The organism is Amycolatopsis sulphurea (assembly GCF_002564045.1).
Lineage (GTDB): Bacteria > Actinomycetota > Actinomycetes > Mycobacteriales > Pseudonocardiaceae > Amycolatopsis > Amycolatopsis sulphurea.
Map to the genome: position 1 here is coordinate 990,529 of NZ_PDJK01000001.1, position 17,413 is coordinate 1,007,941.

The 17,413-nt window shown below is 64.8% G+C and carries 17 protein-coding genes and 1 tRNA gene; 12 read left to right on the forward strand and 6 right to left on the reverse strand.

Annotation, left to right across the window (positions count from 1 at the left end):
• Positions 1-29 precede the first annotated feature (29 nt).
• Entirely contained in the window at positions 30-1,562 is a 1,533-nt protein-coding gene (locus ATK36_RS04460; protein ID WP_098509936.1) for a hypothetical protein, read from the reverse strand.
• Between the two features lies 1 nt (position 1,563).
• Complete coding sequence (locus ATK36_RS04465) at positions 1,564-2,883, reverse strand: eCIS core domain-containing protein (RefSeq protein ID WP_098509937.1); 1,320 nt, start codon at positions 2,881-2,883, stop codon at positions 1,564-1,566.
• Between the two features lie 476 nt (positions 2,884-3,359).
• Between ATK36_RS04465 and ATK36_RS04470 the strand changes: the two genes are divergently transcribed.
• The 5 genes from ATK36_RS04470 to ATK36_RS04490 all read left to right on the forward strand — a co-directional run bounded on the left by ATK36_RS04470 (position 3,360) and on the right by ATK36_RS04490 (position 9,945).
• Positions 3,360-4,445: an acyclic terpene utilization AtuA family protein gene (locus ATK36_RS04470; protein WP_098509938.1), complete on the forward strand. Its 1,086-nt coding sequence runs from the start codon at positions 3,360-3,362 to the stop codon at positions 4,443-4,445.
• Positions 4,442-4,759 carry a DUF4387 domain-containing protein gene (locus ATK36_RS04475; RefSeq protein ID WP_098509939.1) on the forward strand — a complete coding sequence of 106 codons (318 nt, stop codon included), beginning with the start codon at positions 4,442-4,444 and terminating at the stop codon, positions 4,757-4,759. Before ATK36_RS04470 ends, ATK36_RS04475 begins: the two co-directional genes overlap by 4 nt.
• Entirely contained in the window at positions 4,756-6,711 is a 1,956-nt protein-coding gene (locus tag ATK36_RS04480) for a hydantoinase/oxoprolinase family protein (protein WP_098509940.1), read from the forward strand. The genes ATK36_RS04475 and ATK36_RS04480 overlap by 4 nt, the downstream gene beginning before the upstream one ends.
• A 136-nt stretch (positions 6,712-6,847) precedes the next feature.
• Entirely contained in the window at positions 6,848-8,617 is a 1,770-nt protein-coding gene (locus ATK36_RS04485; protein ID WP_098509941.1) for a hydantoinase B/oxoprolinase family protein, read from the forward strand.
• Between the two features lie 122 nt (positions 8,618-8,739).
• Positions 8,740-9,945 (forward strand): MFS transporter, encoded by a 1,206-nt coding sequence (locus ATK36_RS04490; protein ID WP_098509942.1) that lies wholly within the window; start codon positions 8,740-8,742, stop codon positions 9,943-9,945.
• Here ATK36_RS04490 and ATK36_RS04495 read toward each other — a convergent pair.
• The 3 genes from ATK36_RS04495 to ATK36_RS04505 form a co-directional block, all read right to left on the reverse strand.
• Positions 9,907-10,659: a transposase family protein gene (locus tag ATK36_RS04495; RefSeq protein WP_245914325.1), complete on the reverse strand. Its 753-nt coding sequence runs from the start codon at positions 10,657-10,659 to the stop codon at positions 9,907-9,909. The genes ATK36_RS04490 and ATK36_RS04495 overlap by 39 nt on opposite strands.
• A gap of 48 nt (positions 10,660-10,707) precedes the next feature.
• On the reverse strand, positions 10,708-11,910 hold the full coding sequence (locus ATK36_RS04500; RefSeq protein ID WP_245914327.1) for a helix-turn-helix domain-containing protein: 1,203 nt from the start codon (positions 11,908-11,910) through the stop codon (positions 10,708-10,710).
• A gap of 144 nt (positions 11,911-12,054) precedes the next feature.
• A complete protein-coding gene (locus tag ATK36_RS04505) occupies positions 12,055-12,435 on the reverse strand; it encodes a helix-turn-helix domain-containing protein (RefSeq protein ID WP_020640049.1) in 381 nt (126 codons plus the stop codon).
• Positions 12,436-12,590: 155 nt separating this feature from the next.
• On the opposite strand from ATK36_RS04505, the gene ATK36_RS04510 reads away from it, so the two are divergent.
• From ATK36_RS04510 to ATK36_RS04535, 7 genes are all read left to right on the forward strand, one after another.
• Positions 12,591-12,791 carry a MerR family transcriptional regulator gene (locus tag ATK36_RS04510; RefSeq protein WP_098509943.1) on the forward strand — a complete coding sequence of 67 codons (201 nt, stop codon included), beginning with the start codon at positions 12,591-12,593 and terminating at the stop codon, positions 12,789-12,791.
• Complete coding sequence (locus ATK36_RS04515; RefSeq protein ID WP_098509944.1) at positions 12,767-13,102, forward strand: WhiB family transcriptional regulator; 336 nt, start codon at positions 12,767-12,769, stop codon at positions 13,100-13,102. Before ATK36_RS04510 ends, ATK36_RS04515 begins: the two co-directional genes overlap by 25 nt.
• Positions 13,099-13,428 (forward strand): hypothetical protein, encoded by a 330-nt coding sequence (locus tag ATK36_RS04520; protein ID WP_098509945.1) that lies wholly within the window; start codon positions 13,099-13,101, stop codon positions 13,426-13,428. Before ATK36_RS04515 ends, ATK36_RS04520 begins: the two co-directional genes overlap by 4 nt.
• Positions 13,425-14,117 (forward strand): hypothetical protein, encoded by a 693-nt coding sequence (locus tag ATK36_RS04525; RefSeq protein ID WP_098509946.1) that lies wholly within the window; start codon positions 13,425-13,427, stop codon positions 14,115-14,117. Before ATK36_RS04520 ends, ATK36_RS04525 begins: the two co-directional genes overlap by 4 nt.
• Positions 14,110-14,565 (forward strand): hypothetical protein, encoded by a 456-nt coding sequence (locus ATK36_RS34585; protein ID WP_423682849.1) that lies wholly within the window; start codon positions 14,110-14,112, stop codon positions 14,563-14,565. The genes ATK36_RS04525 and ATK36_RS34585 overlap by 8 nt, the downstream gene beginning before the upstream one ends.
• Complete coding sequence (locus ATK36_RS04530) at positions 14,513-15,403, forward strand: hypothetical protein (protein ID WP_423682850.1); 891 nt, start codon at positions 14,513-14,515, stop codon at positions 15,401-15,403. The genes ATK36_RS34585 and ATK36_RS04530 overlap by 53 nt, the downstream gene beginning before the upstream one ends.
• Positions 15,404-15,553: 150 nt before the next feature.
• Positions 15,554-17,308, forward strand: a complete 1,755-nt coding sequence (locus tag ATK36_RS04535; protein WP_098509947.1) for a recombinase family protein — start codon at positions 15,554-15,556, stop codon at positions 17,306-17,308.
• On the opposite strand, the gene ATK36_RS04540 is transcribed toward ATK36_RS04535, so the two are convergent.
• Positions 17,290-17,373 (reverse strand) — tRNA-Leu (locus ATK36_RS04540). The genes ATK36_RS04535 and ATK36_RS04540 overlap by 19 nt on opposite strands.
• Positions 17,374-17,413: the final 40 nt, after the last annotated feature.

The following is a 17,413-nucleotide window of genomic DNA, read 5'->3' on the forward strand; positions in this document are numbered from 1 at the left end:
CCTCGATCATGCGCAGGCTCCCCGGCTTTCTATGCGGTGGTGGTGGCGAGTACCAGGTCGGCTACCTCGGATTGCAGTGACAGCACCCAGGTCTTCTGTGCGGTGTTACAGCCGAGCCCGACGTGGCTCACCGCGGGCATAATGTCTGCCACGCCCTCAGGCAGTTCGGTGAGATCGATGTCCAGCGCGGCGGCCAGATCGGCCAGCCCGACGGCGGGGCGGCCGGACCAGGTGGCGGTGAGGTGCACACCAGGCGGCGGGCTGGTGGCGGCGCGGCCGGTGAACGTCAGGTACCGGAACTGGCCTGTCCCGGCCACCGGCAACCGGAGGTCGAGCCTGCCGGTGAACTCCCAGCCGCCGCCCGATCGATACCAGCCCTCCAGCGACAGGGTCTGTCCGGCGATCTCCACCACCCCGCTCAGGCTGATGGCGAGTTGTGCGCCCTGCTTTCCGGTGCTGGATACGGTCAGCACCAGGTCGCCAAGTGACACGTCGTCGGTGATCTTCCAGCTGAGGGCGCTGCCGAGACCGATACTGACCCAGTAGGACCGGTCTTTGAGGTTGGCCGTGAAGTCCACCCCCGTTGGCGCGAACTTGCCCGGCTGGACGTCCTTCGGCAGTGCCTTGGTCACCGAATCCGGCAGTACCAGCTTTGGTGGGGTATCGAGGTAAACATAACCCTGGAGGTCGAGTTCCGGAACGGTGATACCGGCCCCGAGGCTGACGCCGAAAATGGTCGCCTCGACGGTGAGTGCGAAAGCCACCTGCAGGGGTTTGGTGAAACTGACGTCGACCTCGACCGTGATCCGGTGGAGGGTCAGTTCGGCCGTCGCGGTGCCCGGTGCCGGGCTCTCGACGAGTTCGACGACGCCGTGTAGGTCGCGCAGTGCGTTCGTGCTGGTGTCGAAGGTCCCCGAGATCTCGAGCAAACCAATCTTCGCGCTCCCGCCGGGGATCTCCGGTGGCAGGGTCAGCTGGCTTTTGTCCACCCCGGAGAACAAGGGGATGCCGTGGAGCTCACTCAGGGTGGCCAGGGTGAGCTGGTCGAACGAGCCGAACATGGTGTAGGTGTTGTCGATCGCCGGAACCACGAAGAGTGCGTGTTTCCGGGAGCCGGCGGTGAATTCGATGGCGCCGTACAGTGAGGCCCAGTCGTTTCCGGTGGGCCCGACTCGAAGGACTGCCTGTGGCGTGTCGAAGCCGGCTTTCAGAAAGCCGCCCAGCGGCAGGGTGAGCGAACTGTGGCTGATGGTCGTGGTGCCCTCGTCGAGCTGCACCCTGATCACCGCGCCGGTGACCAGGGTGCCGGTGCGGTCGGTGAGGAAGGTCACCGTGACCGGTCGCAGAGTCTTCATGACACTGCTGATCTTGGTTTTTCCGGTCAGTACCAGTTTGTTCTTGTCGAACTCGAGCCCGTCAGAGATGAGCACCTCGGCAGCGCCGACGACCTTGCCGAAGAACTCGTCGTACCGCTTACCGGTGCCGAAGATACTCTTGTCGATGGTGAAACTGGGAGGTTTGGCCCCCAGCTTTTCTTCGAGCTGCCGTACGGTCAGGGGCACGTCACACCTCACTTGACACGATCAGCTCAGACCTGAGTTTCTTTGTTTCCCGTTTAATTGTATCTTCCGTCACGGGAGGTTTTCTTATGTTCTCTGGCAGACGTTCCCGCTCCTCAGGTTTAATGGGTTCTATGGTTACAGTGATCGACTTTTTGCCATAGTCTTTCTTGTATCTGCCGCGAAACGTACACTTCTCGTTCTCTGGTGGCATTTCTCCTGACTTGTCGACTTCGTAGATGTCCAGAATTCCCTCGGTTCCTTCTCCCAGCTTTGCATCGACGGTGCCGGCGGACGTCTCCAGAGTGAGACGATCTCGTCCGTCCATCGCGATGACGGCAGCGGCATGATATGGGGATTCTCCCCCTTTAGGCAGGGCAAGCCGAACTATGAGGAAGGCCTGACCGGGCCTCGGTGCTTCCGTGTAGTCGGTTTTCCCGGGTTTCTTCTTGCGAGCATCCCGGTACTCTTCGGCGAACTTCTTGTTTTCCTTGTTGGAGGCGCCGATATAGCGAAGCGTTTCGTAGGTGCCCCATGTAATCTTGCTGGCTATATGGCCTTTGTGCTTAATCGGGGAGCTTTTGTCGTCTATGTGCGGAAGTAGCGGCTTTTTGTACATGACTTCCTCTGCCGAGTTGAGGCAATCGGCAAGAAATAGCTGTTGCCTTTGGCAGCTCCGGTAGTCCCCCTTCAATTCCTTGGGGAAATCTCCGGGGCGTTGCACTTTTACTGTGGTGAAGTAGCGAGGATTCCTCGAGCCTTTGCGTACCCAGAGAATGCCGGTTACCTCCTCGCCCGAATCCTTGAGAAAAACATATTTCGCGGAGTCGGAAATACACCATATTTTACCTCCGGTCCCCTTTACCTCTCGGTAGCACTGCACGATCGACGGAGCACCCGAGGTGCACCCGTGTGCGTGCCAACTCGAGCGTTCGCCCCTCAGTGGCAACGAGTTACCGTCGGCGAACGCGGTGGCATTGATCTCGGCCTGGCGCTCCAAGTCGGCTGGCCTGCCGGTTGCGGCGCTGCCGTTTCGCTGCTGGAGGACGTGGGTCAGCTCGTGCACCAGCAGCCGTTTTCCGGCTACAGACGAGGGGATGTAGCCGCCATCGCGAAAGACGATGTCCTGGCCGACGGTGTAAGCCACGGCGTTGAGCGCGACTGCCGAGTCGTGAGCCGCGGCGCCGGTGTGGATCCGCACCTCGGCGAGGTCCGTGCCGAGACGCCGCTCCAGTTCCGCTCGGATGTCCCAGTCCAGCGGTACGCCAGTCGACCGGCGGACAACCTCGTCGGCCAGCCGAAGTTGCCAGGCGTCCTGATGCATGCGTCAGTGACCCTTCTGTCGTTTTCGAGAACTCCACACGCGTCGAATCGGATGTTCGTCAAGGACGAACTACCGAAAATAGTCTGGAGCGGCAGGTCATAATCGTCAATCCGCCGACAGGTTGTCTTCCTTGCCCCCCACTGAGGCGTTCCGAGTACGGGTTCGTGACGCTGTGTGATCTTGGGAAGCGTGGCGTGGCAGGCCGCATGAGAGCGCGGGACCTCTGCTGCGAAGTGGTCCTCCTGCAGATCAACTTCACAGGGATCCCCGCGCCGCTATGAGCGTCACATACACAGCAGTTCTGGGCGGGTCCAAGGACAGTGAGTGCTATTCACGCTAGTTACGAACCGAAGTCGGTAGAATTCGAGCGACGTTGTGATGCGAATGATGATGGAGAGTTCGGAAAGACGTCCTCGATATCCGGTGGAAGCTCTGGCGGCGCGGGCCGAGACCACGGCGTCGACCGGCTCGGGGAGATGGTCGAGGAATACGCGGCCCGGCACGGCCAGTCGTTGAAAGTGGTCAAGGTCTATGCCGAGGTCGATCCGGCTTGGGTGCAAGCCAAGCTCGACCAAGGACGAGTGCACGCGCTCCATCCTCGGCTGCCCTACGATGCCGACACGCCCGCGCGCAGCTTGCGCATCGTCGCGATGATGGGTGTCGAGGCCTTTCAGCACGCTCTCGACCTTGGTGCCGACGTGGTCCTCGCCGGGCGTGCCAGCGACGCGGCCATCTTCGCCTCGATCCCGATTTCTCGCGGCTTTCCGGAAGCTTCCTCCTGGCATGCCGGCAAGACCGCGGACTGCGGCGCGGTCGCCGCGACGCCACCCAAGCTTGACTGTGTTCACGTGCGCGTCGATGAGTCGGGTTTCGAGATCGAGCCGATGGCCGAGCGGCTTCGTTGCACACCGGAGAGCGTGGCATCGCAGCAGCTTTACGAAAGCGCCGATCCGTTCCATCTTGCGCAGCCGTCCGGAATGCTTGACACGACGGACGCACAGTACGTAGCGGTTTCCGACCGTGCGGTCCGAGGGTCGGGTGCCAGCTGGACTCCCAGCGAGCAGCACACGGTCAAAATCGAGGGCGTCGAATTTATCGGTCACCGCAAGGGTTTCGTGCAATCTATTCGAGACCCTGCGATCGTCGAGCATTTCGACGAGTGGTTCGAAGACGCGATGGCGGTCGCGTTCGACCGCATCCGCCAGGAGCAGGGGGAGTCAGTACTCGACCAGTGCCATGTCCGGGTCCACCCGTACGGCGTGTCGGGAACGATGGGAGGCTGGGAGTTCGCTCCGCCGACGGCGGGGACCGAGGTCGCCCTGCTGGCCGAGGTGACGGCACCGGATGCCGAGCTGGCCGGCACCGTCGCGAATATCCTTTGGTACAACCTGCTGCACCATCCGACCAAGTACGCGATGGGCTACGTGACGCTGGGCGTCCCCTATCAGCGGCCGATCATGGACCACGGCCCGGTGTACGCCTTCAATACCAACCACATCGTCGAAGTCGACGATCCCCTGGAGCCGTTCAGGTTCATCGTCGAGGAGGTGAGCGGGCGATGATCTTGCGCGACCTTGCCACGTTCGTCCGAAGCAAGACAGCCGGTCCCTTCATGGTCACGTTCGATATCGTGTTCTCCGAGCGGGAAGAGCTCGACCGTGCCTGGAATTCCGGTGCCTTCGTCGCGGAGCGGATCGCTCCCTTGTTTCCCGGCACGGAGCTGGACGACGTGATGATCTTTTACGTGCCCGCCGCCTCGGCGATCAAGGTCAGCCTTCCGCGCCGGGTCCATTCCGGAGCGGTCGGCGACACGGATGTTCTTGCCGGGCAGCAGTTCGCTCCTCTGCTCGGCCTCGAGATCGGCAAGGGGGCATGATCGCGATGGAAACTGCTTCCCTGGGTCAGCGACCCGAGCTGACCGTCGCGTTCGACATCGGCGGAACTTTCACCGACGTCATCTTTGTCGCGCCTGATGGCCGCGTCTTCACGCGCAAGCTGCTGTCCCACCTCGGGACCATCGGGTCGCGCATCTCAGAACTCGCGGCCGAGATCGACGGCGAAGCTCGCCGATCTTTCCGGCACGCCACGACGACGTGTTCGAACGCGCTGCTCGAGAACAAGGTCGCCAGTACCGGAATGCTGACAACGAAGGGATTTCGCGACGTATTGGAGATGCGGAGCCAGCGGCGCCCGAGCATCCACGACGTCGGATGGGAGCGACCGGCCCCGCTGATTCCCCGTCGTCTGGTACACGAACTCGCCGAACGCGTTCTCGCGGACGGCACCGTCGAGAGCCCGGTCGACGACGACGAGATCAGGGGCTTGCTGAAGGGCCCGCTCGCAGAGGTCGAAGCGATCGCCGTCTGCCTCATCAATTCGCCCGCGAACCCGGAGCATGAGCGGCGCGTCGCCGCGCTCATCGAACGCGAACGCCCTGACCTGCGGTTCAGCGTCTCCGGGATCGAGTTTCCTGAGGTCGGCGAGTACGAGCGGATGAGCACGACGGCGGTCAACGCGTCGTTGATGCCGGTGGTCGACCGGTATCTCACCCGCCTCGAGGGGCAGATCGGCGCCAGCGGGTCGGGACTGAGGATCATGCAGTCGCAAGGCGGGCTGATGGACTCTCAGGTGGCTCGCACGCAACCGGTCCAGATGATCGAGTCCGGACCCGCGGCGGGAGTGCTCGCCGCTGCTCGGATCGCGGCGAACAGCGACCTGGGCCGAGTGCTCGCGTTCGACATGGGCGGCACGACGGCGAAGGCATCGGCCATTCTCGACGCCCGCCCGATGGAGCGCCCTCAGGTCGAGGTCGGAGCCGGCGCGAGCCTGGGCAGCCGGTTCTTCGGCGGCGCTGGTCATGTCGTGCGGACGCCTTCCGTAGACCTGGTCGAGGTCGGCGCGGGCGGCGGAAGCATCGCCTGGATCGACTCTGCCGGAGCGCTGCGTGTCGGTCCCGAGGGCGCCGGGGCGGAGCCCGGACCGGCCTGCTACGGGAACGGCGGCACGCAGCCGACGGTGACCGACGCGAACGTCGTACTCGGCTATTTGAGCGCTAGCGCGATCGCCGACGGCAGCGTTCCCATGAACCGCGAGCTCGCGGAGCGGGCGATCGAGTCTGTCGCGACCCCCCTGGGCCTGTCGGTGACGGAGGCGGCGCATGGCATCGTGCAGATCGCCAACACGACGATGATCCGCGCGCTCCGGGCGGTGTCGGTGGAGAAAGGCCAGGACCCGCGCGGCTTCACGATGGTCGCGTACGGGGGAGCCGGACCGGTCCACGCGGTCCAATTGGCCGAGGAACTCGGTGTGCGTACGGTCTACATCCCGCCGTTCCCGGGGATCTTCAGCGCTGTCGGACTGCTGCTCGCCGAGTATCGGCACGATGCCGTGATGAGTCTCGCGGCACCGGTCGACACCCTTGAGCCCGAGACGTTCGCGGAGAGGTTCGTCAAGCTGCAGAAGCGACTCAGCGAAATCCTCGAGGCTGAGGGAGTCGATCCGGCGGACGCGGAATTCGACCGGCACGTCGATCTGAAATACCGCGACAGCGAGGAGCGCCTCGCCGTCGCCTGCCCTCCGCCCGACGACCGGCTCGGCACGATGCTGACGGAGACCTTCTCAGACGCGTATCTCGCCAAGTTCCACTACGTCCCCGATGCCCCGCTGGACGTCGTCGGCCTGCGAATGCGTGCGACTGCGGCTGTCGGCCGCGGCGGGTCGGAAATTCTGAGCAGCAGTACGAGAGCACGTCCGACCGCAAGAGGCGCCGGACTCGTGCGCGCGCGTACTTCAGACCGGAGCAAGGCTTCGTCGAGGTCGACGTTCTGACCAGGAACGACCTCACCACTGCCGCCAGAAGCGGGCCGCTCCTCCTCAACGAGCCGGACACGACCGTCGTCGTGCTGCCCTCCTGGAGCGCACGCACGGACAAGCACGGAAACATCGTCCTTGAACGGGAAAACTCATGAGCACGACGAGCCAGGCTCGAACGCCTGCGAAATTCGACCCGGTTCTCAACGAGATCGTCGCCAACGAACTCGGAGCCTTGAGCGAAGAGATGGCGATCGTGATCTCGAAGGCGGGACGATCGCCCATGCTGAAGGCAGGTGAATTCGCCACCGCGCTCTGCGACAAAAGCGGCCGCATCATGGCCGAAGGCTTCGCCGCCCCGTTGCAGCTCTCCGGCTTCGAGACGCTCTGCGCAGAAGTCACGGCACGGTACAGCGTAGATCTCGACCCTGGGGACGTGTTCGTCTCGAACGACCCGTACGGGGGCATGACGCACCTTCCCGACGTCGGGGTCGTCATGCCAGTATTTTCCGTTGGTGCCCATGTCGGGTACGCCGTGTGCTACTCCCATCACTCCGATACCGGCGGCCGTGTCCCAGGAGGCATGAGCGAGCAATCGCGGTCGCTGTACGAAGAAGGTCTTCGCCTTCCTGTCGTCAAGGTGCACACCGCCGGGCGACGGAACGTCGCGCTCATCGAGACGATCCGGGCCAATGTGCGCGCTTCCTCGGAATGGGTGAGCGACCTCGACGCCAAGATCGCCGGAGTGCAACGTGGTGCGCGCGGGCTGGCGGGCCTCGCCGAGAAGTATGGCGTCCCGCAGTTCGAAGCGCTCTGCGACGGGTTGATCGAGCACGCTGAGCGAGCGATGCGCAATGCGGTCGCCGAACTCGCTGACGGCGAGTACTTCGCCGACGCCGAAATGCCTTACGGCGGCGACATCGAGGGCAAAGACGGCGGAACAGTGCGGATCGCCCTGACATTGAGAGTCGCTGGCGATTCACTGGAGTTCGACCTGACCGGCTCCTCGCCTCAGGTGGACGCCGGCATCAATACGCCCTCGGCGATGGTCCGGGCGGCGATGTGCGGCGGTCTCAAGGCACTGGTGGCACAAGGCGTCCCGGCGAACTCGGGCTTCTTCCGGCCGATCAAGGTCACTGTCCCGGAGGCGTCGGTCGTCAACCCGACCTTTCCCGCTCCGGTCAGCGCGCGTGCACCGATCTTCTTCAAGATCCTCGATCTCGTCATTCGCACTGTCGGGTCGGCGAAGAAGGGAACGATCGCGGTACCCGGGGTCGGCGGGGATGCGGTGCACCTGAGCGGGAAGGCGCAGGACGGCACCGAGTTCGCGCTCCTCGACCTCATGTTCGGCGGCTGGGGAGCCCGCTCCAACAGCGACGGTATCGATGGTGTCGCTCCGGTCTACATGGGCTCGTACGGCACCGCCTCCATCGAACTGCTGGAGAACCAGTTCCCTCTCGTCATCGAGGAATTCCGCATCGTCGAGGACAGCGAAGGAGCTGGCAAGTATCGCGGCGCGATGCAGATCTCCAGGGCGACGCGGTTGCTCGCCGATGCAGAGGTGATGGTGCGTTCGGTGAACCTAGACGGATCGCCCGGCATGAAGGGAGGCCTCCCTGGGCCGCCTCCGAGCACGAAACTCATCAGGGCCGACGGAACCGAGGTGAGCCTCGGCCAGCGTTCGCATGTGCACCTGACCGGGCGGCCTGGCGACCGGATCCTTCACCGTACGGCTGGCGCGGGCGGATACGGTTCGCCATGGGAACGTGACCCCGAGATGGTCCGGGCCGATGCGGTCGAGGGCAAGGTCAGCGTCCAGCACGCCTTGGAGACCTACGCTGTGGTCTTGCGCGGGGACGACCTCGATGTCGACGAAGTCCGGACAGCCAGTTTGCGTGCCGAGAAGACGGCCGCCCGCGGTTAGGTGCGGCATCTGAGGTTTCGGCGGCCCGGACACGGTCGGACGAACCAGGGTGGCCAGCTTTGCCACGCGGCGACCCTCCCAGAAGCACCCCACACCTTGATGCAATTCAAAGGAGAATTGACATGGAAGGTTCTTTCTTGTCGGAGCGGAGTGCCGTGTCGGGCGCGCCGGCACCGAAGATGTCGAAAACACTGCTCTCCACCACCATGGTGGGAAGTGTTATCGAATGGTACGACTGGGCGGTCTTTTCCAGTGCCGCGGCACTTATCCTGAATCAGCTGTTTTTTCCGAAGTTGTCCCCGACGGTCGGAGTCTTGGCCTCGCTGGCCACCTTCGCGGTCGGCCTTGTCGCCCGCCCCGTCGGCGGTTTGATCCTGGGACACCTCGGGGACAAATACGGCCGCCGCCCGGTCCTGGTCGCGACATTTCTCATGATGGGTGTCGCGACCACGCTGATCGGCTGCCTGCCCACCTACGAAACGATCGGCATCGCCGCGCCGATCCTGCTGGTCGTGCTGCGCCTGGCGCAAGGATTCGGTGCCGGCGCCGAGTATGCGGGCGCCACCTCGATGGTGGTGGAGGGCGCCCCGCCATCGCGCCGGGGTTATTACGCTTCGCTGCCGATGATGGGAATCGTCGGCGGCATCGGCCTCGCCGCGGCGGTAACCGCGGGGATGGCGTATCTGCCCAAGGACCAACTTGTTTCCTGGGGATGGCGAGTCCCGTTCCTGCTGAGCATCGTCATGGTCATCGTCGGCACCGTGGTGCGTATGAAGGTGCCGGAGACGACGGTCTTCGAAAAGGTCAAGGCGTCCAACCAGGTCGCGCGCCTGCCGCTGGGCGAAGTGCTCCGCCGTCAGCCTGGAAGGGCGCTCACGGCGATGGCGGCGAACGCGCCGCTCACCTTCAACATCTATGTCATCCAGGTGTTCGGATTGAGCTACGTCACCGGTCGCGGCGTTGCCAAGAACGTGCCTCTCGTGGGGTTGCTGCTGGGTTGCGTGCTTGGCGTGATCCTCTGCCCTGTCGCCGGCAAACTCGCCGATCGGTACGGCCGCAGGGGATCGTACGCCGCATTCTGCTTGTTCAACGGCATTTTCGCGGGACCGTTTTTCCTTTTGCTGAGCACCGGCGGCACGGTCTCGATCTGGGTTGCGATGGCGCTCGGGTTCGGCTTGGGCTGCATCACCATCAACGCGATATCCGCTTCTTTCATTCCCGAACTCTTCGATGCGCGATACCGCTTTACCGCGGTCGTCTTCACTCGCGAAGTAAGCCTGGAGGGTTATTCAGGCAGCCGCATAGAAGTGCAGAGCGATTACCGTTGATATGGTTTCCGCGAAGGTCTCAATGGGCCGTCGGTAGTCGGCGTGCAGGATCCTCCAGGTTTTGACGTTGGCGATGGTCTGTTCGATGACGTAGCGAATCTTGTTGATCTGGGTGTTGAATTCCTTCTCCCAGTCCAAGAGCTTGCGGTGCTTCGGCTTCTTGATCGGGGTGAGCATATAATTTCCCACGTATCCTTTGTCGCCCATCCAGTTGTCCGGATTCAGAGTCAGAAGCGCCCCGGATTCCTTCAGGCAGTACGTGTCGTGCCGGCGTCCTTCGATGGGATCGGAGATCCACGCGAGTCGTCCGTCAAGGGTGCAAGCGATCTGTACGTTCATGCCGGTCGTCTTGTGCTTGCCGGAGTACAGCTCCGGGCGATCGGCCCATGACCAGCACGGCAGCAGGGTTCCGTCCACGATGTACTGCGTCTGGTCGTCCAATTCGTCCGCCGTCGGCACGAACTTCCTGAGAACACGTTCTATCAGCGGCGTCATTCCGGTGATCGCACGACTGATTGTCGGTTGAGATACCTCGTACGCTTCCGCCAGTTCGGCCTGAACCCGATTGCATCGCATGTATGTCAGCGCGATCACCGCCGAGTTGAACAGGCCCAGAATCGGTGGCCACCTACGCTGCTCAGCTGTGGTATCCATGTCGACCAACCCGCACAGGTCGGTGATCTGCTCGATGGTAAGTCCAGTGGTATGATACATGTTAGGCGGTCCGTTTTTGTGAGTACTGAGTGTGGAAACCCAATTCCCTCAATAAACGGTCCGCCGTTGATGTTGACACGCCGGAAACGGCAATCTCAGGTGCCGTGAATAAGCCTCCATCTCACGGCGCAAGGTGGCGCCGATCTGGGCTTCTCGCCGAATGTCGGTCAGCGGCTGGTGGAAACCCTTCGGGATGACGGCGAGTCGGCGCGTCGCGTTCAGCACGTGCCCGGAACGTTCCTGGACCAACAGCACGTAGTCCGCTTCGCCTCGATAGGGGTCGGCTGGCCGGGCGATGGCCGTTAGCGCCAGGGCTCCACCTGCGCAGAGTCGGCCGCCGACGTTCAGGACCGAGCCGAGGTCGGGCAGGTAGCGATCGCGTAGGGGCAGGGACGTCGTATCGCCGACGGCGAGCGCGTCGAGTAGTTCCCCTTCGAGCAGGTCCATCGTCAAGGCGTAGTGGACGAAGTGGTCTACGCCGAACGAGCCGCCGAGGTGGCGTTCATGGATGTCCGTGCTCAGCAGTCGGTAGAGCGGGGCGTTCATGAGCCGCGTGTTCATGGCCACCGTCTCGGCCAGCCGCTGAACCGCGGCATTCGTCGCGTGCTCGTCGAGGACCAGCGGCGGTCCCGGCCGGGCGCTCGCGACGGTGAGCCCGTCGTGCGGCGGGCGTAGTTCACAAGCGAGGTCGAGCCAATCGGCGCAGGTCACGATGCTGGTGTTCACGGCGTGGTCACCACAGCTACCGGCATACAGGCCATGATCGCCGTGGGTCCGGCCGTAGTACCCGGCGAGCGCATCAGCCACGGCGCGTTGACCGACCCACGCACGGCGTGTGGCCCGGTCGTACGACTCCTGTGCGTCGACGCGTGCGGCTTGCTCGGCGACAGCGCGGCGCGCAGCGCCGGGCCTGCGGTAGGCGTGCTGGTCGAGCCATTCGAGAGCCGCGCCGATGTGGGGGTCCGCGGCAAGCCGTCGGTCGGCTTCCGTCGTGTCTGGCCTCGTGTGGGCGGCAGGGGCCTCGCCGGTCAGCTCCGCGAAGCGGATGCGCTCGGCCTCCGACGCCCGTTCATGAGCGGCGTCGAGAACCTGTTGCATCTCCGACTGCGGCCGGAGGTCCGGTTTCTTGTGCCACGACGCGACCGTGCGCGCGCTGATTCCGAGGTGTTCGGCGAACCGCTCTTGACTTAAGCGCAATGCCGACTGCAACGCGGCCGCTGATCGCCCGGTCCACCCACCTACCCGGCTCATCACGGCTCCGAAACGCTCTTGTGCAGTGGATATGCAGTGGATGTGCGGTGCTTCAGCAGTGGATGTGCATGGGACCGGACGCCGTTTCGGCCTTGAATTCTAGGTATGGAAATCACCTGGTTCACCAGCCCGAATCACCCGCCGCTAACGCTTCGGCTTCACGTGCTCGACCACGGTCGCAAGGCTCGTTTGGACGTCCTCCAGCCGGTCGGTGATCTCGGCCAGGCGCTGTTCGAGTGCGTCCAGCCGGGACCACAGTTCATGGCCGTCGTCGGCGGGCTCGTCCGGGTGCGGCGGCGTGCGATTCTGCAGCACGGCCAACAGATGCTGCGGATGCCAGCCCAGCGTCGTCGACAGGGCTTCGAGCGTCCGCGCGCTCCGACGGCGCTCCACGGTGTGGTGCTGGAGCTCGCGCACGATCGCTTGCGACACGTGCGACCGCTCGGCCAGCTCGCGTTGTCGCCAGCCGAGTTCGTTCACGCGCATGTTGATCGCCTTGGCGACTGCCGCCCAGTCCTCCGTCACGTATTCCTCCGCGCTCCGCCTCAGCGCCGAGATTAGCGGCTCGTCGAGCTTTCTCCGCGCCGCATAGCGCATTGCCTGCGGCGCGTCGGACAAACATGTCCGACTAAGAGCTGAAATCAACAACATAGTCTTGAAATCATCAGATTGGTTCTCTCATGAACGCCAAAACGAACTTTCACACCATTCCCGAGTCCGCCTGGATTCTCGGCGTCTCCCGCAACACCGTCAGCCGGGCGATCCGGACCGGCATGCTCCGCGCCACCTTGTGCCGCTCCGGGCTGCGCGTGTCGTCCACCGAGCTGGCCAGGGCCCTTCAGGACGGAGGTGCGGCATGGAAGCCGACGACCTCTGGCTGATCGGCATCGCATGGCGACTCGATCGCCTGCGGTGGGTGCCCACCGATGTCCTGCGCGACGTCGTGACCAGCGATGGAGCCTGCATGACGCCGTCGTCGGAGGCCGGTCCGCCGGACGCTCGCGATGACCGCGAGTTCGCCAAGCTGTTGTGCGGCGGCTGCCCGGTCCAGGACGAGTGCCTTGAACTGGAGCTTCGGACGGCTGGCGTCGACACGGTCGGCGTCTGGGGCGCGATGACCGACGACGACCGGCGCGCGCTGCACCCGCACTGGCTGCGTCGCGGCGAGCGTTTCGAGCGGGGTGCCCGATGAACGGACTCACCGTGACGCCCACGCAGATCCTCGCCGGTGTCGGCGTGCTGATCGTCCTGTTCTGGGTCTGGCGGGCCGGTGCTCGCCGGGCGAAGGCCGCAGCGGAAGCTGCCCGGTCTGGAGGGCGACTCGTCTCGCTGGCCGGGCGCGTGCTGTTCAATGCCGGGTTGATCGTCGCCGTCCAGTGGGTGGTGATCGCTCACCCGGGTAGCCCGTGGCTGCTGTTCGCCGTGCTCGGGCTGCCCGCGCTGTTCGCGTCCTACGCGTTGACCCGCGCCATGACCGTGACCACGGTCGACACCTCGAAGCGGGGTGGTCGGCGATGAACCGGGCGCAACGGCTCGCACAGGACGCGGCCGAGGCCGCGGAGGTGCGCGCTTACCAGACCGATCCGGACGTCGTCGCGCTGCGGATCGAGCGCGTGCGGCGGCAGGTCGACTGGATGTGCTGGTCCGGGATCGTGCTCGGGCTGGCCTTCACGATGACCAACGTCCAGGGCTTCGCGTCGGCCGGCACGCGGCCGGGGTCGCTGCCGTGGCTGGCCGCGTGGGTGCTGGACCCGACCGTCTCGCTTGTCCTGCTGGCGATCCTGCGAGCTGAGCAGGTCACCGCGCGGTACCAGGTCAAGACGGGCGCGTGGGTGCGGCGAGCGAAGTGGTTCACGCTCGCGGCTACGTACGTCATGAACACCTGGACGTCGTTCGCGGCCGGGGAAGCCGCCTCGATCGTGCTGCATTCGGTGCCGCCGCTCGTCGTGTTCGTCGCCGTCGAGGCGATCACCGACCTGCGGGACAAGCTGACCGACGCCGTGTTGGTAGCTGCTGAACGGCGTCCTGTTCAGCAGGAGACCGGCGGGCGGCGAGTGCTGTTCGCCGACTACCTAGCCATCGCTCGGGAGATCTGGACACCGGACGTCGAGATCACGCCGGCGTGGGTGCGGCGGGCAACCGGGTGCTCACGCGGTCTGTCACCCCGCCTGGCGCGGGCGCTGCGCGCGGAGGTGACCCATGACTGACTCACTGCCGGTCAAGGCCGATCCCGTGCTCGACGGCGAACTGGTCGACGACACGTTGCCGCAGCCGCGCCCGCGCGTACGGAAGAGGAACCGCTTCGTGTTGTGGTGGCTGCACTCGCCGCGCGTGCCGTTGTGGCTCAAGAGCAAGCCTCAAGCCAGGCAGGCACTCAAGGATGCCGTGACGTGGCTCGTGCTGTCGCCGTTGCGGTTCCTCGGTGCCGTGGTGCGAGGTGTCGTGGTTGGCGCGCGGTGGTGGCGCGGGTGGGTGACCGTCCGGGACTACCGGACGGCCGCCGAGGAGTCGGAGAAGCTCGCCGACAAGTTCACTGAGATCCGGGCACAGGATGCGCGACCTGGACGACCTGACGTGCCCGGAGTCGAAGGTCACGCCGGAGATGTCCCGCGACAAGGCGCTGGACATGCCGATTACGGCGATCTTCATCGATGAGGTCCAAGTTCCCTTGGAAGACCGCACACCCGTTGACGTTCAAGGAAAGAAACTTCCTGCGGGTGAATACGTCGGCGAGCTGCTGACGTGGCTGGCGAAGAAGGGACCGGCGGCCGGCATTGTGCTCGTGCTCGCCACGCAGCGGCCGGACTCGAAGACGATCCCGTCCGGGCTGCGAGCGGTGCTCGGGTCGCGGTTCGCTCTGCGAGTGATGGACTGGCGCGACTCGAACATCGTGCTCGGTGAGCAGATGAACACGCGCGGGTTTGACTCGTCCAGGCTGCTGCCCTCGCACAAGGGCGTCGGCATTCTGCGGCCGGACGGCGACACGGCGGCCGGCGCCGACGTGCTGGCAATGACGGTCCGCACCTACTACATGCCGAACGAGGATTGGCGGACCATCTGCGAACAGGGCCGAGCGCTGCGCGAGGCGGCCGGGACGTTGACCGGGCACGCGGCCGGGCAGGACGCGACGCCGGTGCTCGACCACGCTGCGGCGGTCAAGCCAATCGGTGCAAGTCATCCCGTTGACGCGGTTCCGTCACCGGGCGAGCTGCCTGAACTGCTCGCGTCGCTCCTCGAGTACCTGGGCGACGACCTGGGCCCAGATGGCAGGGAGTTCGTGCCCACGGCTGAGCTGCTGGGCGCCCTGGAGATCGACCGGAAGACGTTCGCGCAAGAGATGACCGACCTGGGATGCCGGCCGACGCGAGATCGTGTGACCGGCGAAGACGGCGACGTTCGGCAAGTACGCGGGTACTTGACGGCTGAAATCAGGAGCGCCATTGGTCGCGTAACCACTGACAGCGGCGTGACAGACGAGGACGGCCGACAGTGAGCGCCGCTCGTTCCGAAGAGCCGCAGATTAGGGTTATCCTACCTGCGGGATTGCCTGAGCTGACGCCTGCCGTCGCGCGCGCATTGCTGGCCGTTCTGATCGAGGTTACTGAGGTGCCGGTGCTGGACGTGCCGGCGGAGGAGGTGAACCGTGGCAGCTGAAATCATCAGCGACCCGTGGGCGACGCTGGATGACATCCTGGGCCTTGAGGTCGCCGACGTGACGGACGACGGAATCGGGAACCTGGCGGGCTACGGCCGATGCTCGACCGAGGACAACCAGGACCCGGAGACGTCCCGCGGCTGGCAGTTCGGGAACGCGCGAAAGTTCGTCGAGCCGCTCGGCGGGCAGATCGTCGCGGAGTTCTTCGACGTCGGGCAGTCACGGTCCGTCCCGTGGGAACGTCGGACCGAGGGTGCGCGGCTGCTCGCCGAGTTGAAGAATCCGCGCCGCGGGTGGGACGCGATCGTGGTCGGCGAAGGCACGCGGTGTTGGTTCGGCAACCAGTTCTCGCTTATCGCACCGAAGTTCGCGGCGTACGGCGTGGATCTGTGGGTGCCGGAACTGGGCGGGAGGTACGACGCGCGGAACCCGTCGCACAAGATGCTGATGAGCGTGCTCGGCGGAATGAGCGAGTCCGAGCGGCAACACGTTCAGGCGCGCGTCCGGGCGGCAATGGACGCGCAGGTGATCAACGAAGGACGACACCAGGGCGGTCGGGCGCCGTACGGGTACGTCGTCGTCGACAGTGGTCCGCATCCGAACCCGCGGAAAGCTGCGGAAGGGTTCAAGCTGCGGGTGCTGGCGATCGAGGAGACGACGGCGGACGTGGTGCGGCGAATCTTCGCCGAGTACCTGGCCGGTAACGGTGACCGAGCGATCGCCAATCTCCTCAACCGTGACGGCATTCCTTGCCCCTCAGCACACCGGCCAGACCAGAACCGCCATCGGCTCGCGGACGGCTGGCAAGGCAGCTCGGTACGCGCGATCCTCGACAACCCGCGATACACCGGCTACGCCATCTTCGGACGCTGGACGAAACACGAGACGTTGCTTGACCCGGAAGACGTTGCCGCGGGCCACGTGGTGCGGTTCAAGCGCGCGGCGCCGGACCGGATTGTGCGGTCGCGCGAGCAGGCTCATCCGGCGATCGTCTCCGTGGAAACCTTCACGCAGGCGCAGCTTTTGCGCCGGTCGAAGTCGGCGGCCGGATTGAAGACGGCACGCAAGGCCGAGCGAGGCGCCCGAAACACCGCACGGTCATATCTGCTGCGCGGACTGATCCGATGTGGAGTATGCGGCCGGAAGATGCAAGGAGCCACGATCAGGAAGGGCGCCTACTACCGCTGCACCTCGCGAACGATGGCGCCCGGCTCGCAGAAGCTGGAAGACCACCCGAAGACGGTCAACCTGCGCGAAGGCGTGGTCGTCGAGGCGATCAACGGATGGCTTCATGAGCTGTTCCACCCGGACAACCGCGACCGGACGGCGGCCGCGCTACTCGGGTCGGAGGGCGGTCAGGCCGGCAGTGGTCCGCTCGAAGCTGCGCGAAACCGGCTGGCGGATGCAGAAGCGCGGCTACAGCGGTATCAGGCTGCGATCGCGGCCGGCGTAGAGCCGGAAGCACTCGTGGACCCGATCAACCAAGCACAGGCCGAACGAGCCGCCGCGAAAGCACAGATCGAGAGCGTTCCAGCTGACTCGACAGTAAGCCGCGCCGAGGTCTACGCGAGGATCGATGCCCTCGGCGACGTCTGCGGCACACTGGCCGACGCGACCACGGCAGGCATGAGCCGCCTGTACCGCGCGCTGAGCCTGGAGCTACGCTACGAACCAGAAGAGCTGGCCGTCTACGCGACGACCAGCCCGGGTGTAGATAGTGCGTGTGTCCGAGGGGGGACTTGAACCCCCACGCCCGTTAAGGGCACTAGCACCTCAAGCTAGCGCGTCTGCCATTCCGCCACTCGGACTTGCTGATGAAGAGAGTACTACGACGGCCAGGCGACCCAT